Consider the following 24937-nt stretch of genomic DNA (forward strand, 5'->3'; position numbering starts at 1 on the left):
ATGTTGCTGATCACTGACGTTTTTCACAGCCTGCCCTGGCTCTATTTCTCGCTGGTATTCCTCTTTTCTCTGATGATCGGCAGTTTTCTCAACGTGGTCATCCATCGCCTGCCCATCATGCTGGAGCGGGAGTGGCAGGCCGAATATCTCGGCTATTTCAATCCAGAAACACAGCCGCAGCAGGAAGAGCGCTACAACCTGATAGTGCCGCGTTCTGCCTGTCCCCATTGCGGCCACGCCATCACGGCCATGGAGAACATCCCCCTGCTCAGCTGGCTCTGGCTCAAGGGGCGCTGCCGTGAATGCCAGGCCCCCATCTCGGCCCGTTATCCTCTGGTGGAATTGCTGACGGCCCTGCTCTCGCTGGTCGTCGCCGCAACATTCGCACCGGGCTGGGGCTTGCTGGCCGCCCTGCTGCTCACCTGGGTGCTGGTGGCACTCACTTTCATCGATCTGGACAAGATGCTGCTGCCTGACCAGCTGACCCTGCCACTGCTGTGGGGCGGTCTGCTGTTCAATTTGGCAGGGGGATTTGCACCGCTGGCCGATGCGGTGATCGGCGCTATGGCCGGCTATCTGGTGCTCTGGAGCCTCTACTGGGCCTTCAAGCTGCTGACCGGCAAGGAAGGGATGGGCTATGGCGACTTCAAGCTGCTGGCGGCGCTGGGCGCCTGGCTCGGCTGGCAGGCACTGCCCATCGTGCTGCTGCTCTCGTCGCTGGTGGGCGCTTTCATCGGGATTGGTCTCATTCTGCTGCGCAACCATCATCAGAACAAACCCATCCCCTTCGGCCCCTATCTGGCCATCGCCGGCTGGATCGCGCTGCTGTGGGGCGATACCATCACCCGCTGGTACCTCACGACGTTTCTCTGATCAAAGGCAGCACTGACCCATGTATGTAGTCGCAATCACCGGCGGAATTGGCAGCGGCAAGACCACGGTTGCCAATCAGTTTGCAGAGCTCGGCATCGAAGTAGTGGATGCGGACGTCATCGCCCGCGAGGTCGTCGAGCCCGGTACCCCAGCCCTGGCCGCCATCGCTGCCCATTTTGGCTCAGCAGTCATCACCCCCGCTGGCCAGCTCGATCGACGTCGGCTGCGTGAGCGGGTCTTCACTGACCCGCAGGCCAAGGGCTGGCTCAACGCCCTGCTCCACCCTCTCATTCGCACCGAGATGCAGCGCCAGTGTGCGGCTGCTCGCTCCCCTTATTGCTTGCTGGTAGTGCCCTTGCTGGTGGAAAACCGGCTCACTGCCCTGGCCAATCGGGTATTGGTGATCGACGTGGACGAGGCGACCCAGATTGAGCGTACCTGCCGCCGGGACGGCGTGAGCCGCGAGCAGGCCCAAGCCATCCTGGCCGCCCAGGCGAGCCGGGCCCAGCGGCTGGCGGCAGCCGACGATGTGCTGGACAACCAGAATGGCACGCCCGAGGCAATAAAGAGCCGAATTTTAGCGCTGCACGAGACATATCTGGCATTTGCCTCTCAACAAGCCAGCCAACTGTGAGTACACTAGGCCGGTTTATGGCTGGCCAGGATTAGGCATGATTTACGATTTTCCCCTCAATGAAAAAAGCCGGACCTATCTTCGTCTGGAGTCCCTGTTTTCCCAGATCCGCGACAATCTGGAGAGCGACCAGTCCTGGGCACATATCGCCTTTTTCAAGGGTCTGTTCGACCTGCAGGAGTTGCTGGAACGCGGCGACCTGCGCGCCGACCTGATCAAGGATCTGGAGCGCCTCGGCCAGCGCCTGAGCCACTGGGCTAGCCTGCCCGATGTTGACCTGGAGCAGATCAGCCAGATGCAACAGGAGAGCGCCCAGCTCTCCCGCAACCTGCTGAGTGCCCCGCGTCCCGGTGCCCGCCTCAAAGAGGATCGGCTGCTCGGCTCCATTCGCCAGCGCTTCTCCATTCCGGCGGATTGTGCGCCTTCGACGTGCCGCAACTGCACCACTGGCTCGCTACCCCGGCCATCGCCCGTCATCAGCAGATGCAGCTGTGGCTGAGCGACATCAATCTGTTGATGAACGCCATCTCCCTGCTGCTGCGGCTGTGGCGTGAGTCCGGCAACTTCAGCGAGCAGGTTGCCGTCAACGGCTTCTTCCAGGATACCGCCGAGAGCGCCGAGCTGATCCGCATCCGTCTGACCGGCACCCAGCAGTGCTACCCCACCCTGAGCGGCCACAAGAACCGGTTCGCCCTGCGTTTCCTGCCCACCACGGAGCAGCAGATCGGTGATGTCCCCTTCCAGCTTGCCTGCTGCTGAGGAGCATTCATGGTGACCAAAGTAAAGTGCCCGACCTGCCAAACCGAGCTGGAATGGGGCCCGCAAAGCCCGTTTCGCCCGTTCTGCAGCAAGCGCTGCCAGCTGATCGATCTCGGCGAATGGGCCGACGAGGAGAAGCGGATCCCGGGGGAAATAGACCCGGAGCTGCTGCCCTACCCCGAAGAAGGGGAGCAGTGGCAGTAAGCCAGCAAGCAAAAAGGGCCGATACGGCCCTTTTTGCTTTGGTATGCACTGCGGCTCACATCAGCCCTGTGCGGCCAGCGATGCCTGCAGGCGCGTCACGATTGGGCCATTGGCGTCGGGAAAGTGGTACTCGTGCAACGAAGCCAGCGGCACCCAGCGACACTCCTGCCCCTCCTTGCCAAACGGCTCGCCGCTGAAGCGGGTCACCTTCCAGATATCCAGCAGTACCTGCTTGTCCGGGTAGTCGTGGTGCAGTTCCATGAAGGGGGCGCAATCCTGCACCCGGATCCCGATCTCTTCCCACAGTTCGCGATCCAGCGCGGTAAGCAGATCCTCCCCGGCTTCCACCTTGCCGCCAGGAAACTCCCAGCGATCCCCCTGATGGCGATCGGCGGAGCGTTTGGCGATGAAGATATCGCCCCGTTCGTTCTCGATGACGCCGACCGCCACCCAGATCCGTTTCTTCTGTTCCATCATTGTCCTCAACGTAAACACGGCAAACGGGCAATCCAGGGCGCCAGCCGACGGGCCTGCGGCTCCCTTGTGCCGTAAAGATATCCTGCCCCACATGTTCGCTCCCGCCAGGGGCGGGCTGCGGCCAGGGAATGGCACCGGGCGGCGTGAAGCAGCGATCGTGCACCAGACAGCTCTGCGAGAGATAACCCCAGAGCCGGTCGCGCAAAAACCATTGGTCGATATTCGGCGTCTCCATCACGTCGGGCTGATAGCCTTCGAGCAGGGGTGCCAACGGCGGCAATACGCCGGCCACCCCGCCCCACATCCCCGCCAGCACCAGATCGGTATGACTCCACCAGTCGCGCATGATATGAAACCAGCGCGTCGATGCAAGCCACTCCTGTACCGCCAGTCGCTCGCGCACGCCCGGTACCGAATCCACATCCCGCACCAGGAAGCGCCCCACCAATGGATCATTGGCCACCTGGAAGCGCCAGCACAGACGCTGACGCAAAGGCTGACCGGCAGGTTGCAACAAGAGCTCTGCCCCCAGTTCGCGCAACGCAACGAGCAACTCGGCCGGCACGCTCTCATCCACGTAGAAACGCACCCACCAGCCCGGGTAGAGATAGGCCGCTGCCAGCACATTGTCGATGGCCCCCCGCAGATAGCGAGGCTCGCTGCCCCACAGGGAAAAAGCGATGACATCCAGCTTGCAACTGCCATCGGCCAACAAGACGGCCGGTTCTGCCGCAGGCAATGACCAGGATGGTGGCGCCTTGCTCGCCGACCGGGCCTTCAGGGTCAGTGAGCGAGTTCCCGCCAGGGCGGCCTCATCGTAGCGATCCAGCTTGGCCAGCGAGGCGCAGAGGGCGTCCAGCGCATGGAAATCGTCGGGGGCGCGCTGCAGCAAGGTTTGCAAGCGTGCCACTGCCAGCTCGTACTGGCCGGCCCGCGACAGGCAAGCGCAGAGGTTGCGCAGCACCTCGTCATTGCCGGGTTCGGCCTTGTGGGCCATTTCCAGCACCTGCGCCGCGGAAGCCGGGTCATCGCACAGAAAGAGGTAATAGGCAAACTGCAGCTGCAAGGCTACCGGCTTGGCCGTGCTGCCGTTGAGCCGGGCCAGCAGTTGCTGGATGGCAACCTGGCGCTGGCCGGCCAGCCAGCTGTTGTGGGCAGTAGTATCCCATCCTGTCGGCATCTTGCTCATCGCACGGCTCTCCTTCTTTGCCTGCCGGAAATGAATGCACCGCCCGGAGGCGGTGCATCATCGTCATTGCGCTATCAGGTCAACTGACCGTGGCAGTGCTTGTATTTTTTGCCTGAACCGCATGGGCAGGGGTCATTGCGTCCCACCTTCTGCTCGTCCCGCACGAAGGTAACCGGTGCCGCTTCGGCCTGGGCCTCATCGTCAGCCAGCTGGTTGTCGGCCGCGGCATGGGTGTAGGTGCGGGGAGCGGCTTCGGCCTGCTGGCGCTGCTGCTCTTCCATCGCCTCCACGTCGCGCTCCTGAACCTGTACCCGGCTCAGGATGCTGACTACATCGCGCTTGAGGGTTTCCAGCATCTGGGTGAACAGATCGAAGGATTCGCGCTTGTACTCCTGCTTGGGGTTCTTCTGGGCGTAACCACGCAGATGGATGCCCTGACGCAGGTGATCCATGGCCGCCAGGTGCTCTTTCCACAGGCCGTCCAGAGTTTGCAGCATTACCGCCTTCTCGAAGTTGCGCAGCACCTCCTTGCCGACCAGCTCTTCCTTATGGGCATAGAGTTTGGTGGCTTCATCCAGGATGCGCTCGCGCAGCTTCTCTTCATAGAGCTTGTCGTCTTCCGCCAGCCACTGCTGCAACGGCAGATCCAGCGCGAAGTCGGACTTCAGGCGAGCTTCCAGACCCGGCACGTCCCACATCTCTTCCAGGGACTGCGGCGGGATGTACTCGTCGATGATGGCGCCATAGACATCGTCACGGATGACGTGGATGGTCTCGGAGATGTCGCTGGTGTCCAGCAGCTCGTTGCGCTGCTCGTAGACCACCTTGCGCTGGTCGTTGGCCACGTCATCAAATTCCAGCAGGCTCTTGCGGATGTCGAAGTTGCGACCTTCCACCTTGCGCTGGGCATTTTCGATCGCCTTGGTCACCCACGGGTGCTCGATGGCCTCGCCCTCTTCCATCCCCAGCTTCTTCATCATGCCGGTGACGCGATCGGAGGCGAAGATCCGCATCAGGGTATCTTCCATGGAGAGGTAGAAACGGGAGGAGCCCGGGTCGCCCTGACGACCGGAACGGCCGCGCAGCTGGTTGTCGATACGACGGGATTCGTGGCGCTCGGTACCTATGATGTGCAGACCACCGGCGGCCAATACCGCATCATGACGCACCTGCCAGGCCGCTTTCAGCTCGGCGATTTGTGCCTCGGTCGGGTTCTCCAGCTGGGCGATCTCTGCCTGCCAGTTGCCGCCGAGCACTATGTCGGTACCACGACCGGCCATGTTGGTGGCGATAGTGACGGCGCCAGTCTGGCCTGCCTGGGCGACGATCTCCGCTTCCATGGCGTGGAACTTGGCGTTCAGCACCTTGTGCGGGATGTTTTCCTTGGTCAGGATGCCGGAGAGCAGCTCGGAGTTCTCGATGGAGACGGTACCGACCAGCACCGGCTGGCCGCGCTCGACGCAACCGCGAATGTCTTCGATGATGGCGGCATACTTCTCGTTGGCGGTCAGGTAGACCAGATCGCCCATGTCCTTGCGCACCATCGGCTTGTTGGTCGGGATAACCACGGTATCCAGGCCATAAATTTGCTGGAATTCAAAGGCTTCGGTATCGGCAGTACCCGTCATGCCCGCCAGCTTGTCGTACAGACGGAAGTAGTTCTGGAAGGTGATGGAGGCCAGGGTCTGGTTCTCGTTCTGGATCTTGACCCCTTCCTTCGCCTCGACCGCCTGATGCAGACCATCGGACCAGCGACGACCCGGCATGGTACGGCCGGTGTGCTCGTCGACGATGACGATCTCGTCCTTCTGGACGATATAGTCGACGTTGCGCTCAAACAGGGTATGAGCGCGCAGGCCGGCGTTGACGTGGTGCAGCAGGCTGATGTTGGTGGCGGAGAACAGGGAGTCGTCCTCGGCCAGCAGCCCCTCTTTCTTGAGCAGCTCTTCCACGAAGATCTGGCCGTTTTCGGTCAGCAGCGCCTGACGGTTCTTCTCGTCCACCGTGTAGTGACCGTCGCCGGTGTACTCTTCAGAGTCTTCCTTGTCCTGCTTGACCAGCAGCGGGATCAGCTTGTTGACGCGGATATAGAGCTCGGAGCTGTCTTCGGCAGGGCCGGAGATGATGAGCGGGGTACGGGCTTCATCGATGAGTACCGAGTCCACCTCATCCACCAGCGCGTAGTTGAGCGGACGCTGCACGCGCTGCTCGGGCGAGAACGCCATGTTGTCGCGCAGGTAGTCGAAACCGAATTCGTTGTTGGTACCGTAAGTGATATCGGCGGCATAGGCATCACGCTTCTGGGACGCGTCCATGCCGGGCACATTGCAGTCGACTGTCATGCCGAGGAAGGCGAACAGCGGGCGGTTCGCCTCGGCGTCACGCTTGGCCAGATAGTCGTTCACGGTCACCACGTGCACACCGCGACCGCTCAGGGCGTTCAGGTAGGCCGGCAGGGTCGCGGTGAGGGTCTTACCTTCACCTGTCTTCATCTCGGCGATGCGGTTGGAGTTCAGCACCATGCCACCGATCAGCTGGACGTCGAAGTGACGCATGCCGAACACCCGGCGAGAGGCTTCACGCACGGTGGCAAAGGCCTCCGGCAGCAACTGCTCCAGTGTCTCACCCTGCTCCAGACGCTGACGATACTCGGCCGTCTTGGCCTGCAGCTGTGCATCGGACAGAGCTTCGAACTGAGGCTCCATCGCATTGATCTGTTTTACAATTTTGCGCAGAGCCTTGAGCGTTCTGTCGTTCCGGCTGCCGATAATCTTGGTAAGCAGTGTGCTAATCATGGGTACCAACTATTTCTGGTTATATAAGTGTTCCGTCACTGGAACCTGGAGAAAAACCTAACCCCGTCTGGCATTGAGAAAACGCGCGGGGTCCACCTGACGACCATCTTTCAACACTTCGTAATGCAAATGGACCCCGGTCGCGCGACCGGTGCGTCCCATCAAGGCAATTTTCTGGCCCTCATCGACCAGGGTGCCCACTTCGACCAGCAACTTGGAGTTGTGGGCATAGCGGGTCACCAAACCATTGCCGTGGTTGATCTCCACCATGTTGCCAAATTCCGGATGACGGCCCGCCCAGCTCACAACCCCTGGGCCCGTCGCCAGAATGGGGGTGCCGGGCTTGCCACGGAAATCCACCCCTTTGTGCATCTTGGCGCGACCGTTGAACGGATTGACCCGGCCACCGAAGCCAGAGGAGACCCAAACCCGCTCCTGCTTGACCGGTGTTCCGGAAATAAAGCCGGCATCGGTTATATGGTGATTCATGATGAAAGATTCAAGTACCGACAGCTGCTCTTCACGACTGCTGAGCTGCTGGCTGAGATGCTTCATGGAGTCCTGCAGCTCGTTGAGGCTGACTTCCAGATCCGCATCATAGGAGGGGCCACCCATGGGAGGCAGCTCCTTGAAATTGAACTCTTCGGGATCGAGGTCAGCCTTTTCGGTCAGCCGCTCGCCGAGCGCGTTGAGACGACCCAGCTGCCCCTGCATGGTGCCCACCTGGGCGGCCAGCATGGCAAGCTGTTCGCGGGCTTCATCAGCCCCTTGCGTGGATTTTTGCTGTTCGGCCATGGCCAGCGCGACTTCCAGCGCCTCCATTTTTTGATGCCAGCTCTGCCAGAGCCAGCCACCACTCAGGGCCAATACAGTGAAGAAGATACCGCCGACCCAGGCCAGACGTTGTTTCGGTAAGTGCAACTTGCGTCGCTGCTTGCCATTGAGGATCAGGGTAATGCTCATAGAAATCAGTCTGCTCGGTCAGGTGTGGCCATTGGCCCGCACGGGAAATAAAACCGGGAGATAATCGGTATTACAGAATGGAGTAAACAAATGACGGAACGTCGGTGCGGAGAGAGGACCGACGTTCCGTTGCACAGCTATCAGGCCAGAACCAGACCGTTATCGTAGTAAGCGATGGGCGCTTTGTCGCCCTCACCCTCGAAGGTCACCAGTTCCCAGGCCTCCTGCTTGGCCAGCAAGGCACGCAGCAGCTTGTTGTTCAGGGCATGGCCGGTCTTGTAGGCACGGAATTCGCCGATGATGCTGCGGTTACACATGTAAAGGTCACCGATCGCATCCAACATCTTGTGTTTGACGAATTCATCTTCATAGCGCAGACCATCTTCGTTCAGTACCCGGTAGTCATCCAGCACCACGGCGTTTTCCAGGCTTCCACCCAGTGCCAGGTTCTGGGAACGCAGGTACTCGATGTCACGCATGAAACCGAACGTACGAGCACGACGGCTGATCTCTTTCACGAAAGAGGCACCGGAGAAGTCAAGCACGCAACGCTGGTTGCGTCCTTCAAATACCGGATGCTGAAAGTCGATCTCGAGATCCATCTTGAAGCCGTTGCGATAGGGGTGGAATTCCGCCCACTTGTCGCCGTCTTCAACCCGGATGCTCTGCTTGATCCGCACAAACTGCTTGGGTGCATTCTGTTCACGGATACCGACTTCTTGCAGCAGGTAAATAAAGGGGTGCGCACTGCCGTCCATCACCGGGATCTCGGGCGCATCAACCTCGACATAGAGGTTGTCGATGCCCATCCCGGCCAGCGCGGCAGAGAGGTGCTCAATGGTAGAGACTCGGACACCGGCTTCATTGACCAGAGCGGTACAAAGCACGGTATCACGCACCTGATCGGCATTGGCTGGCAGCTCTACCACAGGATTCAGATCGGTACGCAAGTAAACGATCCCTGTGTTAACAGGCGCCGGACGGAACGTCATTGTGACTTTCCGGCCCGAATGCAGGCCGACACCGGTGGCCTGGACACTCGTTTTCAAGGTTCTTTGTCTAATCATGGGCGTATCCGCTTAACAGCTCAAATTCCTGACCAGATGGTCGTTGCCGGGCCATCTTAGCACATTCCTTAAGCAACAAACAAACCAGCGTCATTGGAGGCTTAGTCAGCTTGCTTGCGCAGGAACGCAGGAATATCGAGATAATCCGGTTCGCGACGAGCTTGCGGCTCGGCGTTGACCACCTTGGCCGGGGCCTCTTCCATCACGCGAGACTGCAGGGCTTCGCTGATCAGGGGCTGACGGGCCGGACGCTCTTGTACCATGTTGTTCTTCACCAGCGTGATGTCCGGCTTGCGCTCGGCACCGATACCGGTGGCAACCACGGTCACGCGCAGTTCGTCGTGCATTTCCGGGTCGATTACGGTACCCACCACCACGGTGGCGTTCTCGGAGGCGAAGGCCTTGACCGCGTTACCCACGGTTTCGAACTCTTCGATGGTCATGTCCATGCCGGCGGTGATGTTGACCAGGATGCCGCGGGCACCGGCCAGTATCCACGTCTTCCAGCAGCGGGCTGGAGATGGCTTTCTCGGCCGCTTCTTCGGCACGGTCATCACCGGAGGCGGAGCCGGTACCCATCATGGCGGTACCCATTTCACGCATCACGGTACGCACGTCCGCGAAGTCGACGTTGATGAAGCCCGGGCGGGTGATCAGCTCGGCAATGCCCTGTACCGCGCCAAGCAGTACGTCGTTGGCAGCCTTGAAGGCGTCCAGCAGGGAGATGCCGCGGCCCAGCACCTTCAGCAACTTGTCGTTGGGGATGGTGATCAGGGAGTCGACGTTCTTGGACAGCTCTTCGATGCCGTGAGCAGCAAAGCCCATCCGCTTCTTCCCTTCGAAGGAGAACGGCTTGGTTACGACAGCAACTGTCAGGATACCCATCTCGCGGGCCACTTCGGCCACGATCGGTGCAGCACCTGTACCGGTACCACCACCCATGCCAGCGGCGATGAACACCATGTCGGAACCGGTCAGCAGCTCGCGCAGCGCTTCCCGATCTTCCATGGCCGCATCACGACCCACTTCCGGGTTGGCCCCGGCACCCAGACCCTTGGTGATGCCACCGCCGATCTGCAAGGTGGTATTGGCGCTGGAGTTGCGCAGTGCCTGGGCGTCGGTGTTCACGGTGATGAACTCAACGCCTTCGATGTTTTGACGAACCATGTGCTCGACTGCGTTGCCGCCGCCGCCACCCACACCTATCACCTTGATGACGGCTTCGTCAGTGTGGCTATCCATAAATTCAAACATGTTGTCTCTCCGCTTTATTTGCCTGACTCAGCAAAATCTTTTAGAACTCGCCACGCAACCAGTTGCTGACCCGTTTGACCAGCCCACCTACGCTTGCCTTGGCGGCATATTCCTTGCTACTGCCGGTGGATTGATGGGTGCGGCCATACTGCAGCAACCCGACCGCGGTCGAGTACACAGGCGCCTGCACATAATCACTCAATCCCCGGATATTCATGGGCTCCCCTACCCGGACCTGGCTCTGGAAGATCTGCTCTGCGCACTCCACAATGCCTTCGATCTGAGCAGCGCCGCCGGTCAAGACCACACCGGCGGCCAGCTGATGCTTGACCCCCTGCGCTTTCAATTCGCTTTGTACCCGCACCAGCTCATCATTCACCATGGAGAGCAACTCGGTGTAACGGGGCTCAATCACTTCAGCCAGTGTCTGCCGCTGCAGGCTGCGCGCCGGACGACCGCCGACACTGGGTACTTCGATATTGTCTTCCTTGCTGACCAGCCGGCCGAGGGCGCAGCCATAGCGCACCTTGATCGCCTCCGCGTCCAGCGGCGGGGTGCCGAAGGCATAGGCGATATCGCTGGTCACCGTGCTGCCGGCGTACGGGATCACCTTGGTGTGACGCAGGGCACCGCCGGTAAACAGCGACATGTCCATGGTGCCGCCACCGATGTCCACCACGCAGACACCCAGCTCCTTCTCGTCCTCGGTCAGCACGGCGTAGCTGGACGCCAGTGCGGAGAAGATCAGCTGATCCACCCGCAGCCCCACCTTCTCCACGCATTTCTCGATGTTGCGAGCCATGTCGTTGTGGCAGGTGATCAGGTGCACCTTGGCCGCCATCCGCACGCCGGAGAGGCCGACCGGGTTCTTGATCCCTTCCTGGTAGTCGATGGCGAACTCCTGGGGCAGCACGTGCAGCACCCTCAGCTCATCGGACAACCGTACCGACTTGGCGGTGTGGATGACGTTGTCCACGTCTTCCTGGGTCACCTCTTCATCGGAGATGGGCACCATGCCGGTTTCATTGCGACAGTCGATATGCTTGCCGGACAACCCCAGATAGACGGAGCTGATCTGGCAGTCAGCCATCATTTCAGCCTCTTCCACCGCGCGACGCAGGGACTTGACCACGGAATCAAGATCGTTGACCCCGCCCTTGTCCATGCCGCGAGAGGCGTGACTGCCCATGCCGATGACATTGAGTTCACCGTCTGGCAGCACTTCGCCAACCAGAACCGCCACCTTGGTTGTGCCGATATCCAGCCCGACAATCAGATTTCTATCTGCGGTTTTGGTCATTCACTTTCTCTTCGTTCTTCTTCCAGCCAACTGCCATTCCGGTGTCGTATCGAAGATCCACGTAAGCAACCCGCTCACGAGGTTCGATGACCGGAAAGGCATCGATAAACCGCTGCAGTCGAAGCGCGATATCCGAGCGCCCCAAAAACAGCTGAATGTTGCCATCCAGGGTCAGTTCCCAGGCATGGCGGGGGTCAGATTCACCCCCAGCAGCTTGTACCCTCTGGCCGCCAGCTGCGCCTCGTACTGGCGGCTGGCCTCCAGCACCTTGACGGCCTGATCTTCTGGCCCGGACAGCTGCATCAGAGGGGTCTTCACCCTGTCCGGCGCACTGAACACCTCACCCTTGGTGTTGACGAAGCGGTTGCCATTCCAGCGGGCCGCGACCGCCTGTTCGGTGAGGTAGACCTTGATCTTGTTCGGCCACTTCTTGCGTACCGAGACCTGGGCCACCCAAGGCAAGGCGTTCAACCGCGCCTGCAATTCGTTCACATCCAACTCGAAGAAGTTGCGCAACTCGGCGCCATCCAGCACGGCGCTGCGCAGTTCATCGGTTTGCAAATACTGGTGTTGCCCCTGCAGCAACAGCTCGCTCATGGGCAACCGATTGGCATCCGTCAGCCAATCTTTAACATCCAGCGCGGTCTGGTAGAGGCCCCACATGACCAGGATGAAAAATCCCACCCCGGCGATGAAGCCCCCCTTGGTGCGCCCTTGTGCCCTTGCCTCCACCCGATCGATCCCCGTTTAACGCGCCATGCCGGCCCTTTGCAGACCGGTTCGCCATTATATAGGCCCCGGCTTGGCGGTCAAAATACTCATTGGGCCCTCAGGCGCCGGATTTCATGCTCTCGATGCTCAATTTCATCTCGCCGAGACGGCGAGCCAGTGCGCCGACGTTCCCTGCCCCCTGGGTCAGTACCAGATCGCCCTCGCCGACCAGCCCGGCCAGCACCGCCGGCACATCGTCCGGCGTCGCGACAAAGATGGGCTCCAGGCTGCCGCGGGAGCGGATGGAACGGCACAGGGCGCGGCCATCGGCGCCCGGAATCGGCTCTTCACCGGCGGCATAAACCTCCAGCATCACCAGCACATCCACCTTGGAGAGCACGTCCGCGAAGTCTTCGTAGAGATCGCGGGTACGGGTGTAGCGGTGCGGCTGGAACACCATCACCAACCGCTTCTCGGGCCAGCCGGCGCGAGCGGCGTTGATGGTGACCTTGACCTCGCTCGGGTGGTGACCGTAGTCGTCCACCAGCATGGCCTTGCCGCGACCGGTCTCGAACTCGCCATATTGCTGGAAGCGGCGACCTACCCCTTCAAACTTGGCCAGTGCCCGGATGATGGCATCATCGCCGATCCCGTCCTCGGTGGCGACCGCAATCGCCGCGGCGGCATTGAGCGCGTTGTGGATGCCGGGCAGATTGAGGGTCACCTCCAGCTCGCCGGCATCTTTGCGGCGCACCCGGAAGCGACTGCGGTTGCTGGTCTGCACGAAGTCCAGCACCTGCACATCGGCATCATCACTCAGGCCGTAGGTGATGGTGGGACGGGCGATCTCCGGCAACATGCCGCGGATCACCGGGTCATCCACGCACACCACGGCCAGCCCGTAGAACGGCAGGTTGTGCAGGAAGTCGATGAAGGTGGCCTTCAGCTTGGAGAAGTCGCCACCATAGGTGTCCATGTGATCCGCTTCGATGTTGGTCACGATGGAAACCATCGGCTGCAGATGCAGGAAGGAGGCGTCGCTCTCGTCCGCCTCGGCAATCAGATAGCGGCTGCTGCCCAGGCGGGCATTGGTGCCGGCGCTGTTGAGCAGACCACCGATGACGAAGGTCGGATCCCGGTCCGCTTCGGCATAGATGCTCGCCACCAGACTGGTGGTGGTGGTCTTGCCGTGGGTGCCGGCGATGGCGATGCCGTGGCGGAAGCGCATCAGCTCGGCCAGCATCTCGGCGCGGCGCACCACGGGGATGCGCAGCTCGCGGGCGGCCAGCAGCTCGGGGTTGTCCTGCTTGATGGCGGTGGAGACCACCACCACGCTCGCCTCGTTCACGTGTTCGGCACTGTGACCGACGAAAATGTGGGCGCCCAAGGGACTCGAGTCGCTCGGTCACCGCATTGCGGGCCAGATCCGAGCCGGTTACCTGATACCCTTCGTTGGCAAGCACTTCGGCGATACCGCCCATACCGGCACCACCGATGCCGATGAAGTGGATGCGACGCACGCGGCGCATTTCAGGGATAACGGTACGCAGTTTTGCCAGTTCAACCTTGGTCATAGTCTCTCTCTCAATCTGCCCGGTCGCCAGGCGTTTGCACTCGGTGTCGGCAACCCGCTCGGCGGCATCGGTAATGGCCACGCGACGGGCGGCCTGGGCCATGTTCAATAGGGTTTCCCTGCGCCCGGCGAGCCAGGAGAGACGCGCGGCCAGCGAGGCCGTCGTCAGCTCGGATTGGGGCAGGAATTCAGCCGCACCGCCGTCGACCAGGGTCAGGGCGTTGCGGGTCTGGTGATCATCCACCGCGTGAGGCAGCGGTACGAAAATGGCGGCGACCCCGGCGGCAGCCACTTCGGAGACGGTCAGCGCCCCCGCCCGGCACACCACCAGTCGGCCCAGGCATAGGCATCGGCCATGTCCTTGATAAATTCGCTCACTTCGGCCGCAACGCCCTCTTTGGCGTAGGCTTCGGCCACGGCATCGCGATTGCCCTTGCCACACTGGTGACGCACCTCGATGGGCACGCCGGCCGCCGCCACCGCTGGCGGCACCTGCTCGTTGAGCACCCGGGCCCCCAGGCTGCCACCGACGATCAGCAGCCGCAGTGGCTCAGCGCCGCTGCGCAGTTGAGGATCCGGCAGCGCCACCACTTCGGGGCGTACCGGGTTGCCCACCACGGCGGTGCGATGGCTCGGCGCGAAGGCGCCCGGAAATGCCATCAGCACCCGCTTGGCGAGGCGAGCCAGCAGCTTGTTGGTCAGGCCGGCCGCAGCATTTTGCTCGTGCAGCAGCAGCGGGATGCCGGACAGCCAGGCCGCCACGCCACCCGGGCCGGAGGCAAAGCCACCCATGCCGAGCACCACGTCGGGGCGAATGGTCTTGAGCACCCGGCGCGCCTGCAGCACTGATTTGACGATGCGATAGGGCGCGACCAGCAGACGCTTGATGCCGTTGCCACGCACCCCCTGGATATCGATGAAGGAGATGGGGTAACCATGGGCAGGCACCAGCTCGGCCTCCATCCGGTCGGCGGTGCCGAGCCAGTGAATGGTCCAGCCCTGGGCCTTGAGGCGATCAGCCACGGCCAAGCCGGGGAACACATGGCCCCCGGTACCGCCTGCCATCACCAACAGCGTCTTGCTCACTAAACCTCCCGCACGCGCGCCTGGGCACTGGCCTGGCGCAACTCGAAATCGATACGAATCAACATGCTCACCGCCACCATCATGATGATGAGGCTCGAACCACCATAACTGACCAGCGGCAGGGTCAGCCCCTTGGTCGGCATCATGCCGCTGGCTGCGCCCACGTTGACGAAGGTCTGGAAGCTGAACCAGATGCCGATGCCGATGGCCAGATAGCCTTCATACAGTCGCTCGGCCACCAGCGCCTGGTGCCCCAGCTTGAGCGCCTTGATTGCCAGCGCAAAGATGAGAAACAGCGCGCCCAGCACGCCCACATAGCCCAGCTCTTCACCCAGGATGGCGAACACGAAGTCGGTGTGCGCCTCCGGCAGGTACTCCATCTTCTGGATGGAGTTGCCAAGCCCCTCGCCAAACCAGCTGCCACGGCCGAAGGCCATCAGCGACTGGGTCAGCTGGTAGCCGCTGCCGAACGGATCGGCCCAGGGGTCGAGGAAGGAGGTCACCCGCCGCATCCGGTACGGCTCGGCGATGATCAGGGTCACCACCGCGCTCACCCCCACCAGGATGAGACCGATGAACTGCACCAGGCGGGCGCCGGCCAGGAACAGCATGCCGAGCGAGGTGACGAACATCACCACCACCGAGCCCAGATCGGGCTGGGCCAGCAGCAGGATGGCCACCACGAACAGCACCGCCATCGGCTTCATGAAACCGATGAAACGCTCGCGCACCTCGCTCTGACGGCGCACCAGGTAGCCGCCAGATAGACGAACAGCGCCAGCTTGCCGAACTCGGCCGGCTGCAGGTTGAAGGGGCCAAGCGGCAACCAGCGCACCGAGCCGTTGACGCTGCGGCCCACCAGCAGCACCAGCACCAGCATGACGATGGCCAGCAGCAGCATGGGGCCGTTGTAGTGCTGCCAGCGCGCCATCGGCACCTGCAGCACAAACCAGGAGATGCCGAGCGCCATCAGCAGAAACAGGCCGTGACGCTTCACGAACATGAAGGGATCGTTGTTGATGGCGATCCCTTCGGGATCGAGGCGGAGGCCACGATGACCAGACCCACCGCCATCAGCGCCAGCGCCAGCACGACCAGCTGCCGGTCATAGAGACCGGCAGGGCGCGCCGGCAACAGCCAGCGCTGCAAGAAGCCTGCGACTGCGCGAAGGGCGTTCATAACCTGTACCAGCTCGGTGAAACGATCACCGCGCGCTTCGAAAGACTTGAACTGATCGAGGCTGGCGCAGGCCGGCGCCAGCAGCACCCAGTCGCCGGGTCTGGCATCGGCGGCCGCCTTGGCGACCGCGGCATCCAGATCCGCGACCCGTTCGGTCTGCTCACCCAGCGCCAGCAGCACCTCGGCATCCTGGCCGAAACAGTACATGTGATCGATCTGGCTGCCGAGCAGCGCCTGAACCGGGCCGAAATCCTGGCCCTTGCCCTGGCCACCGGCCAGCAGCAGCAGACGGCCCTTCACCGACTCGCGCACACCGGCAACGGCAGCCAGGGTCGCCCCCACGTTGGTGGCCTTGGAGTCGTTGATCCAGCGCACCCCGTTCACCTCCCGCACGAAGCGGGCACGGTGAGGCAGCCCCTCGAAACGGCGCAGCACTCGCAGCTGCGGCTCGCACGGGATACCGACCGCATCGCACAGGGCCATGGCGGCCAGCGCGTTGGCCTGGTTGTGGGCGCCGACGATCTTCATCTCGTCCACCGCCAGCAACGGTTCGCCGTGCAGGGTCAGCCAGTGACGGCCATCCAGCTCGCAACGACCGTAACCGTTGCAGTCAAGGCCAAAGCTCTGCCACACCTGGCCCACATCGGGCAGGGTCTGGGCATCGTCGCGATTGATCAGAATGTGTTTGGAGTGCTGATGGATCTCCATCTTGGCGGCGCGATAGTCGGCCATGCCCTGATAGCGATCCATGTGATCTTCGGAGAGGTTCAATACCACGGAGGCGGCGGCGCGCAGGCTGTGAGTAGTTTCCAGCTGGAAGCTGGAGAGCTCCAGCACGCACAGATCCATCGGCTGCTTGAGCAGCTCCAGCGCCGGCGTGCCGATATTGCCGCCCACACCGACCTTGAGGCCGGCTTCGGCAATCATCTCGCCCACTAGGGTGGTGACGGTGCTCTTGCCGTTGGAGCCGGTGATGGCGATGACCGGCACCTGGGTCTCGCGCACAAACAGCTCGATGTCACCGACGATCTGCACCCCGAACTCGGCAGCGGCTTTCAGTTCGGGGGTCGCCAGCGCGATACCCGGGCTCGCCACTATCATGTGCGCCTGCTTGAGCAGCTCGCCATCCAGCCCGTGGATGAGCTCCACCTCGGCAGGCAGTTGATCCCTGCCGGGCGGGTTGGCGCGGGTATCCATCACCAGCGGCGTCACGCCACGGCCGAGGAAGTAATCGACACAGGAGAGTCCGGTTTTGCCGAGTCCGATGATGATGACCATGGCCTTACCTCACCTTCAGGGTGGCAAGACCCAGCAGCACCAGCACGAGGGTGATGATCCAGAAGCGCACGATGACGCGCGGCTCCGGCCAGCCCTTCTTCTCGTAGTGGTGATGGATCGGTGCCATGCGGAAGATCCGCACGCCGCGCAGCTTGTAGGACCCCACCTGCAGGATCACCGAGACGGTCTCCATCACGAAGACGCCGCCCATGATCACCAGCAGGAACTCCTGACGGACCAGCACGGCGATGGTGCCGAGCGCGCCGCCCAGCGCCAGGGAACCGACGTCCCCCATGAAGACCTGCGCCGGATAGGTGTTGAACCAGAGGAAACCCAGACCCGCCCCGACGATGGCGGTACAGACGATCACCAGCTCGGAGGTATAGGGCACGTAGGGAATGTGCAGGTAGTTGGCAAAGTTGACGTTGCCGGTGGCCCAGGCGATCAGGGCAAAGCCCCCCGCCACCATCACGGTCGGCATGATGGCCAGGCCGTCGAGACCGTCGGTCAGGTTGACCGCGTTGGAGGTGCCGACGATGACAAAGTAGGTCAGCACGATAAACATCAAGCCAAGCTGCGGCATCACATCCTTGAGGAAAGGCACCACCAGCTGGGTCTGCCCCTCATGGGTTGCGGTCGCATAGAGGAACACAGCCACCGCCAGCGCTACCGCGGATTGCCAGAAATACTTCCAGCGCGCGATCAGGCCGTCGGTATTCTTGCGCACCACCTTGAGGTAGTCGTCGGCAAAGCCGATGGCGCCATAGGCACCCAGCACAAACAGCACCAGCCAGACATAGGGGTTGTCGAGGCGGCACCAGAGCAGCACAGACGTAAAAATCGCAGCAATGATCATCAGGCCACCCATGGTCGGGGTACCCCGCTTGCTGAGGTGGGACTCGGGACCGTCGTTGCGGATCACCTGACCAAACTTCAGGATCTGCAGGCGACGTATCAGGCGTGGCCCCATCCAGAGGGCAACCCCCAGTCCGGTGATGATCGACAGGATGGCGCGAAACGTCAGGTAGGAGAAGACGTTGAAGAAGGTGAAGTGCGGGGTGAGCAGTTCGGCCAGCCAGACTAGCATGTGGCTGACTCCTGACGGTCTTTGACCATCTCGACGATATCTTCCATGCGGGAGCCACGTGCCCCCTTGACCAGAATCGAAATTTCCTGATGTGTATTTATCATTTGCGCAAGCACTTCAAACAACGACGCCTTGTTATCGAAATGTCGGCCCGCCGCGGCATCTGCGGTATGGCGACTCTCTTCTCCCACTGTCAGCACGGCATCCAGACCGCACTCGCGGGCATGACGGCCAACCCGGGCGTGTTGCTCGGCAGACTCCTCACCCAGTTCCCGCATATCACCAAACACCAGCACCTTGAAGCCGCCCATGGCGGTCAGGGCATCGATGCCCGCCAGCACGGACTCCACGCTAGCATTGTAGGTATCATCTACCAGGGTCAGACCGCCCCAGCGCTGCACGCAGAAGCGCCCCTTGACCGGAGCCATCTGCTCCAGCCCCGCCTTGACACCGGCGAGGGATGCGCCGAGTGCCAGACAGCCCGCGGCGGCAGCCAACGCATTGGCCACGTTGTGGCGACCCGGGATCGCCAGAGTCAGGCTCAGCTCGCCTTGCGGGGTCACCATCACGAACTCGGCGCAGCCTCGCTCGTTGAGCACAAGGTTGCGCGCGTGGAACGGCTGGCACTGATCTTCGATGGTGAAGGCGCACTGAATGCCGCGTTCCCGCCACTTCGGCCAGAATTCGTTGTCGGCATTGACGATGGCGGTGCCGCCTTCGCTCAGCCCCTCAAAGATTTCGCTCTTGGCGTGGAACACCCCTTCCAGCGAGCCGAAGCCCTCCAGATGGGCCGCCGCCACGTTGTTGATGATGGCGGCATCGGGTTTGGCCAGCGAGGTAGTCCAGGCGATCTCGCCCGGATGGTTGGCACCCAGCTCCATCACCGCAAACTTGTGTTGCGGCTCGAGGCGCAGCAGGGTGAGCGGCACGCCCACCTCGTTGTTGAAGTTGCCAGCGGTGGCCAGCACTTCCCCTTCGTTGCGCAGGATGGCGGTTGCCATCTCCTTCACCGTGGTCTTGCCGCAGCTGCCGGTAATGGCCAGCACTTTCGGGTTGATGCGCTCGCGCACCAGTTTGCCGAGGCGGCCCAGTCCTTTCAGAGTGTCGGTCACCACCAGCTGGGGGATGGCCAACGGCAGCTCACGCTCGACCAGCAGGGCAGAGGCCCCTGCCTGAACGGCCTGCTCGCAAAAATCGTGGGCATCGAAGCGCTCGCCGCGCAGGGCAACGAACAGGGCACCCGCGCCCAGTGTGCGGGTGTCGGTACTGACGACGGTGATCTCGCCATCGTTACCAATCAGACGGGCATCGAGTACCTGCGCCAGCTCGGCAAGCCTGAGGGTCATCATTTGAATGACTCCAATAATGTGTGCAAGGCGGCCGCAACGGTTTCCCGGTCGCTGTAGTGCCGCTTGTCGGTTCCAATGATCTGATAATCCTCGTGACCCTTACCGGCCACCAGGATGATGTCCTGTTTGCTCGCCTGACCGATGGCCAGCGCAATCGCCTTGACCCTGTCGTGCTCCACCTGCACCGCAGCAGGATCGCGAAGACCCGCCACCATGTCGGCCATGATCCGGGCCGGCTCCTCGGTACGGGGATTGTCGTCGGTCAGGATCACGCGATCCGCATGCTGCTCGGCCATGGCGGCCATCATGGGGCGCTTGCCGCGATCCCTGTCGCCACCACAACCCACCAGGCACCAGAGCCGCCCTGTCACAGTGCACCCGCAGGGCCTGCAATGCCTTCTCCAGCGCATCCGGGGTGTGGGCGTAATCGACCACGGCGAGCGGCGTATTGCCGCCACCGAAGCACTCCATGCGGCCGGTTACCGGCTGCAGTTGCGGCGCGCTGGCCAGCAACTCGTCGAAGTCATAACCGAGCACCAGCATGGCGCCCATCGCGGCCAGCACGTTGCTGACGTTGAAGCGCCCGAGCAAGGGGGCGGATAATACACCATTCCCCCAGCTGGAGTTAATCTGCGTGCGAAAACCTTGCTGGTGGAAATGGGGATCCTGCGCCGTCAGCTGTCGCCCCGGGTGACTAGCCACCGGACCGTGCACACTGAACGCCACCGCGGCCGGATAGGCGGCCAGCCATTGGCGACCCAACCGGTCGTCGGCATTGAGCACGGCGCAGGGTTCGTCCACCAGTTTCAGCAGCTCTTCCTTGGCGGCGCCGTAGGCCTCCATGGTGCCGTGATAGTCCAGATGATCCCGGCTCAGGTTGGTGAATACGGCGGCAGCAAACGGCAGGGCCGCCACGCGATGCTGTACCAGGCCGTGGCTGGACACCTCCATCGCCACCAGATCCGCCCCCTGCGCTTGCAGAGCGGCCAGATTGGCCTGCACCTGCACCGCGCTGCCAGTGGTGTTTTCCGCTTCCACCAGTTCGCCGAACAGACCGTTGCCGATGGTGCCCATCACCCCGGCCTTGCCACCCAGCAGGGTACGCCAGTTGGCCACCAGCAGCGCCGTGGTGCTCTTGCCGTTGGTGCCGGTGATGCCCACCAGATCCAGCTTGCTGGCCGGCTGGTCGTAGAATAGCCAGCCAGCAGAGAGCCTGGCGGGCAGATCCGGCATCCCGAGACAAGGCACGCTCAGAGCCGGTGCCACGAATTCACCGTCCTCTTCAAACAGTACGGCGGTCGCTCCCTGAGCCACCGCCTGTTCGATAAACCGTCTGCCATCCACCTGATGCCCGCGAATCGCCACGAAGAGACAACCGGGCCCGACCCGCCGACTGTCCAGCTGGATGTCGGTAAGCGCGAGCGCCAGCGCCTGGAATGCCGAAGGGGCGCATCAGTTGCATCAAGTGCGCGGGACAACATTGGAAGCCTCCGTACGGGCAAGTTTGGTGGGCACCGCAGGCGGCACCGCGTCGGGACGAATATTGAAGAGCTGCAGCACCCCGCCCATGGCTTCGGCAAACGGCGGTGTCGCCACGGCGCCGCCATAGTAGGCGTCGCCCTTGGGCTCGTTGATCACCACCACCATGACGAAACGGGGATTGCTGGCCGGGGCGAAACCGGCGAACCAGGCCATGTAGTCCTTGCCATAGCCACCCGCGACCGCGACCTTGGCGGTACCACTCTTGCCACCGACGCGATAACCGGGGATCTGTGCTTTCGGAATGGCACTGCTGACCACGTACTCCAGCGCCTGCAACATGGCAGTGGCGTTGTTGTGATCGATGACCTGCTCACCCTTGGGAGGCGTCGGTCACCTTGACGATGGAGAGCGGCACCCGCTTGCCCTTGTTGGCCAGGGTGGCATAGGCGGAGGCCAGCTGCAGCGGGGTGACCCGCAGGCCATAGCCGAACGACAGGGTGGCTCGCTCGATATCGGACCAGCGCCGACGCTGGGGCAGCATGCCGCTGCTCTCACCCATCAGGCCGCTGCCGGTATCCATGCCGAAGCCCACCATGCTGAGGGTGTTGATCATCTCCTGCGCCGGCATCCGCAGCGCGATGCGCGACATGCCGATGTTGGAGGAGTAGCGCAGGATGTCGTACAGGTTGGTCGCCTTGTGGATACTCACGTCGCGGATCTGCTTGGCCCCGATGAACAAAGGGCCACCCGGAATGGTGTCCTTCCAGCTGGTGACGCCGGCCTGCAGGGCGCTGAGCAGGATCAACGGCTTGACGGTGGAGCCCGGCTCATAGGTATCGGTCACCACCCGGTTGCGCACCCGGAAACTCTGGTACTGGCCGCGGTTGTTGGGGTTGTAGGAGGGGGTGTTGACCATGGCGAGCACTTCGCCGGTCTTGACATCCAGCATCACCATGGAGCCGGAGGTCGCCTTGTTCTCGTCGGTGGCCCGCTTGAGGGCCCGGTAGGCCAGCGCCTGCACCCGCTGATCGATGCTCAGCTGCAGGTCGTTGGCGTTCTTGCCCTCTTTCACCAGGCCAAGCCGCTCGATGACGCGGCCCTGTCTGTCCTTGCGCACCCGCATCTCGCCAGGGGTTGCCGTCAGCCACTCGTTGTAGCTGCGCTCGATCCCCTCGATACCGCTGCCATCGATGTTGGTCACCCCCACCAGGTGGGCGCTGATTTCGCCGGTCGGGTAGAAACGGCGCGCCTCGGGGCGCAGATAGATGCCACCCAGCTTGAGCCCCTTGATGTATTCCGCCACCGCAGGCGTCACCTGACGCTGCAGGTAGACGAAGCGCTTGCTCGGGTTGGAGATACGGTGCTTGAGGGTGTTGATGTCGAGCTTGAGCACGGCGGACAGGGCCAGCCAGGCCCGCTCGTTATGGATGGCGCCGGATTCATGCACCGTCTTGGGATCGGCCCAGACAGCCTCAACAGGCACCGAAACCGCCAGCTGCTCGCCGTTGCGATCGGTGATCATGCCGCGCACCGCCTGGGTGGAGGTGGTACGCAGGGAGCGCATGTCCCCTTCCTGGCGCAACCGATCCGGGTCGATCACCTGGATCCAGGCCAGTCGCAGGATCAGCCGGCAAACGCAATGCCGATGAAGAACACCAGCGTGCGAAAGCGCCACGGATAGAGTGACGGAGCTTTGACCTTGGGCTTTGGCCAGCCTTTGGCGGAAGCCTTGCGTTCATGGTTGTGTAATTACCTTCTCGGTGGTCACCAGCGGGACGAGCCATCTGCAACTTGTCCATGGCCAGACTCGCCACCCGGGAGTGCTCGGCCAGCGTGCCCTGCTCCAGCAACAGGTGCCGCCATTCGATGTTGAGGCGATCCTCCTCCGCCATCAGGTCGTTCTGCTTGGCCGTCAGACCGCGGGTCATGTTGGTCACCAGGATCACCGCAAAGGCGGTGATCAGCACGGCGATGGCCAGCACCACCTGCAGCTTGTGCCGCCAGAGATCGGCAACGATCTCCCTGGCCAGATGAACGCGCACCTCGCTCATGGCTTACTCCGCCAACCGCTGGGCGACCCGCAGCACCGAGCTGCGGGATCGGCTGTTTTCGCTGACTTCGTGTTCGGAAGGCTTGAGCGCCTTGCCGACCGACTTCAATTTGCGACCGCCGGCCAGCTGGGCCTCGGTCAACGGAATGCCGTGCGGCACTTCCGGCCCTTTCTCGTGCTTGCGGATGAAATGCTTTACCAGCCGATCTTCCAGCGAGTGGAAGCTGATGACGGAGAGACGACCTTCCGGAGCCAGCACTTGCAGCGCGCCGTTGAGCGCGGTTTCGATCTCGTCCAGCTCGCTGTTGATGTAGATGCGGATGGCCTGGAAGCTGCGGGTAGCGGCGTGCTTGCCCTTCTCCTTGCTCGGATTGACCCGGGCAATCATCTCCGCCAGTTGACGGGTGCGGACATAGGGCTCGGTCACCCGATCGTGCACGATGGCGCGGGCGATCTTCTTTGGCGAAACGCTCCTCGCCGAAGGTCTTCAGCACCCAGGCGATGTCGTCCACATCGGCGCGAGCCAGCCATTCGGCGGCGCTCTGACCGGAGGTGGGGTCCATCCGCATGTCGAGCGGACCGTCCTTCATGAAGCTGAAACCGCGCTCGGCATCGTCCAGCTGGGGAGAAGAGACCCCCAGATCCAGCAGGAAACCGTCTACCTTGCCCAGCAAGCCGCGTTCATCCAGATAGGAGGCAATGCCGGAGAAGGGGCCGTGCACGATTTCGAAACGGGGATCCTGGATCTTGGCCGCTTCGGCAATGGCCTGGGGATCCCGGTCGATGGCGATCAGCCGGCCGTTGGGGCCAAGCTGCTGGAGAATGAGACGAGAGTGACCACCCCGGCCAAACGTACCGTCGACGTAGATGCCGTCCGGCTTGATGGCCAGCCCTTCAACGGCTTCGTGCAGCAGCACTGTGATGTGTTCAGCGGCTTGGGTCATTTATAAAGAGAAATCCTGTAGTCGTGGCGAGCTTGCCCAGTCGTCTTCGGGCAGGCCCTGAATGTCGTCATTGACCTGTTGTTGCCAGCGGGCTTCATCCCACAGCTCAAACTTGTTGAGCTGGCCCACCAGCATGATCTTCTTGTCCAGCCCGGCATGGCTGCGCAGTGGCTGGCTGAGCAGCAGACGGCCATTGCCGTCCAGCTCGCATTCGGTCGCATGCCCGAGCAACAGCCGCTGCAGGCGGCGCTCAAGGGGATTCATGCTGGAGAGCGTCTTGAGCTTGCGCTCGATCTCTTCCCATTCGTTCAGGGGGTAAAGCAGCAGGCAGGGATGGGCAATATCGATGGTGCAGACCAGCTGGCCCTCGCTTTCGTCGCGCAGCCAATCACGGTACTTGGTCGGAATCGCCAATCGCCCCTTGCTGTCGAGGCTGATGGCATGCGCACCACGCAACAAATTGCAGTCCCTGAAAATGAGTTAAAGGGGGCAAATTGCCGATAAAAACCACTTTGATCCACTTTTCCCCACCTTGAAGTTTAAGGACGTGCTGAGGGCTTTTCAAGCGAGGATCTCGGGCATGGGGAACATATTGACGCAGCGTTTCAGCCGCGAGAATTAAATGAGTTGATTTTCCACAAGTTATTTGCGAAAGAGGTGTATCGATTAATTAGCTGTCGACC

11 protein-coding genes and 13 pseudogenes are annotated in these 24937 nt (G+C 62.1%); 4 read left to right on the top strand and 20 right to left on the bottom strand.

The window, feature by feature from the left end:
• From ACTG27_RS22005 to yacG, 4 genes and pseudogenes are all read left to right on the top strand, one after another.
• Positions 1 to 873 carry a prepilin peptidase gene (locus tag ACTG27_RS22005; RefSeq protein ID WP_286041690.1) on the top strand — a complete coding sequence of 291 codons (873 nt, stop codon included), beginning with the start codon at positions 1 to 3 and terminating at the stop codon, positions 871 to 873.
• Between the two features lie 19 nt (positions 874 to 892).
• Positions 893 to 1507: a dephospho-CoA kinase gene (gene coaE, locus ACTG27_RS22010; RefSeq protein ID WP_286041691.1), complete on the top strand. Its 615-nt coding sequence runs from the start codon at positions 893 to 895 to the stop codon at positions 1505 to 1507.
• Between the two features lie 37 nt (positions 1508 to 1544).
• Positions 1545 to 2266: pseudogene (gene zapD / locus ACTG27_RS22015) on the top strand (cell division protein ZapD).
• Between the two features lie 9 nt (positions 2267 to 2275).
• Positions 2276 to 2470: a DNA gyrase inhibitor YacG gene (gene yacG / locus ACTG27_RS22020; RefSeq protein ID WP_005305661.1), complete on the top strand. Its 195-nt coding sequence runs from the start codon at positions 2276 to 2278 to the stop codon at positions 2468 to 2470.
• A gap of 60 nt (positions 2471 to 2530) precedes the next feature.
• Here yacG and mutT read toward each other — a convergent pair whose 3' ends face one another.
• The 20 genes and pseudogenes from mutT to mraZ all read right to left on the bottom strand — a co-directional run bounded on the left by mutT (position 2531) and on the right by mraZ (position 24713).
• Positions 2531 to 2944: an 8-oxo-dGTP diphosphatase MutT gene (gene mutT, locus ACTG27_RS22025; RefSeq protein WP_016352173.1), complete on the bottom strand. Its 414-nt coding sequence runs from the start codon at positions 2942 to 2944 to the stop codon at positions 2531 to 2533.
• A gap of 8 nt (positions 2945 to 2952) precedes the next feature.
• Positions 2953 to 4136, bottom strand: a pseudogene (locus tag ACTG27_RS22030) (tetratricopeptide repeat protein).
• Between the two features lie 74 nt (positions 4137 to 4210).
• Positions 4211 to 6931 (bottom strand): preprotein translocase subunit SecA, encoded by a 2721-nt coding sequence (secA, locus tag ACTG27_RS22035; protein ID WP_011707576.1) that lies wholly within the window; start codon positions 6929 to 6931, stop codon positions 4211 to 4213.
• A gap of 57 nt (positions 6932 to 6988) precedes the next feature.
• Entirely contained in the window at positions 6989 to 7894 is a 906-nt protein-coding gene (locus ACTG27_RS22040) for a peptidoglycan DD-metalloendopeptidase family protein (protein WP_439980574.1), read from the bottom strand.
• Between the two features lie 140 nt (positions 7895 to 8034).
• Positions 8035 to 8961, bottom strand: a complete 927-nt coding sequence (lpxC, locus tag ACTG27_RS22045; protein WP_439980576.1) for a UDP-3-O-acyl-N-acetylglucosamine deacetylase — start codon at positions 8959 to 8961, stop codon at positions 8035 to 8037.
• 101 nt (positions 8962 to 9062) lie between these two features.
• A pseudogene (gene ftsZ, locus ACTG27_RS22050) lies at positions 9063 to 10215 on the bottom strand (cell division protein FtsZ).
• Between the two features lie 40 nt (positions 10216 to 10255).
• Entirely contained in the window at positions 10256 to 11515 is a 1260-nt protein-coding gene (gene ftsA / locus ACTG27_RS22055) for a cell division protein FtsA (RefSeq protein ID WP_005305690.1), read from the bottom strand.
• Positions 11496 to 11968, bottom strand: a pseudogene (locus ACTG27_RS22060) (cell division protein FtsQ/DivIB). The gene ftsA and the pseudogene ACTG27_RS22060 overlap by 20 nt, the downstream one beginning before the upstream one ends.
• Positions 11966 to 12178: pseudogene (locus tag ACTG27_RS22065) on the bottom strand (FtsQ-type POTRA domain-containing protein); the annotation flags it as partial. The pseudogenes ACTG27_RS22065 and ACTG27_RS22060, both read right to left, overlap by 3 nt.
• Before the next feature lie 166 nt (positions 12179 to 12344).
• Positions 12345 to 13800: pseudogene (murC, locus tag ACTG27_RS22070) on the bottom strand (UDP-N-acetylmuramate--L-alanine ligase).
• 6 nt (positions 13801 to 13806) lie between these two features.
• Positions 13807 to 14885: pseudogene (gene murG, locus ACTG27_RS22075) on the bottom strand (undecaprenyldiphospho-muramoylpentapeptide beta-N-acetylglucosaminyltransferase); the annotation flags it as partial.
• A pseudogene (gene ftsW, locus ACTG27_RS22080) lies at positions 14885 to 16064 on the bottom strand (cell division protein FtsW). The pseudogenes murG and ftsW, both read right to left, overlap by 1 nt.
• 3 nt (positions 16065 to 16067) lie before the next feature.
• Positions 16068 to 17342, bottom strand: a pseudogene (gene murD, locus ACTG27_RS22085) (UDP-N-acetylmuramoyl-L-alanine--D-glutamate ligase); the annotation flags it as partial.
• A 4-nt stretch (positions 17343 to 17346) separates the two neighbouring features.
• The gene (gene mraY, locus ACTG27_RS22090) at positions 17347 to 18429 is read right to left on the bottom strand and encodes a phospho-N-acetylmuramoyl-pentapeptide-transferase (RefSeq protein WP_005355120.1); all 1083 of its coding nucleotides are present in this window, start codon (positions 18427 to 18429) and stop codon (positions 17347 to 17349) included.
• The gene (locus ACTG27_RS22095) at positions 18423 to 19778 is read right to left on the bottom strand and encodes a UDP-N-acetylmuramoyl-tripeptide--D-alanyl-D-alanine ligase (RefSeq protein ID WP_439980174.1); all 1356 of its coding nucleotides are present in this window, start codon (positions 19776 to 19778) and stop codon (positions 18423 to 18425) included. Before ACTG27_RS22095 ends, mraY begins: the two co-directional genes overlap by 7 nt.
• Positions 19775 to 21259 (bottom strand): annotated as a pseudogene (murE, locus tag ACTG27_RS22100) (UDP-N-acetylmuramoyl-L-alanyl-D-glutamate--2,6-diaminopimelate ligase). The gene ACTG27_RS22095 and the pseudogene murE overlap by 4 nt, the downstream one beginning before the upstream one ends.
• A pseudogene (locus tag ACTG27_RS22105) lies at positions 21240 to 22919 on the bottom strand (penicillin-binding transpeptidase domain-containing protein). The pseudogenes murE and ACTG27_RS22105 overlap by 20 nt, the downstream one beginning before the upstream one ends.
• Before the next feature lie 76 nt (positions 22920 to 22995).
• Positions 22996 to 23311 (bottom strand): annotated as a pseudogene (gene ftsL, locus ACTG27_RS22110) (cell division protein FtsL).
• Between the two features lie 3 nt (positions 23312 to 23314).
• Positions 23315 to 24254: pseudogene (gene rsmH / locus ACTG27_RS22115) on the bottom strand (16S rRNA (cytosine(1402)-N(4))-methyltransferase RsmH).
• Positions 24255 to 24713, bottom strand: a complete 459-nt coding sequence (mraZ, locus tag ACTG27_RS22120) for a division/cell wall cluster transcriptional repressor MraZ (protein ID WP_005305730.1) — start codon at positions 24711 to 24713, stop codon at positions 24255 to 24257.
• Between the last annotated feature and the right edge of the window lie 224 nt (positions 24714 to 24937).

Origin of the sequence: Aeromonas sp. 97A (assembly GCF_051919185.1) — a bacterium.
Classification (GTDB): Bacteria; Pseudomonadota; Gammaproteobacteria; order Enterobacterales; family Aeromonadaceae; genus Aeromonas; species Aeromonas veronii.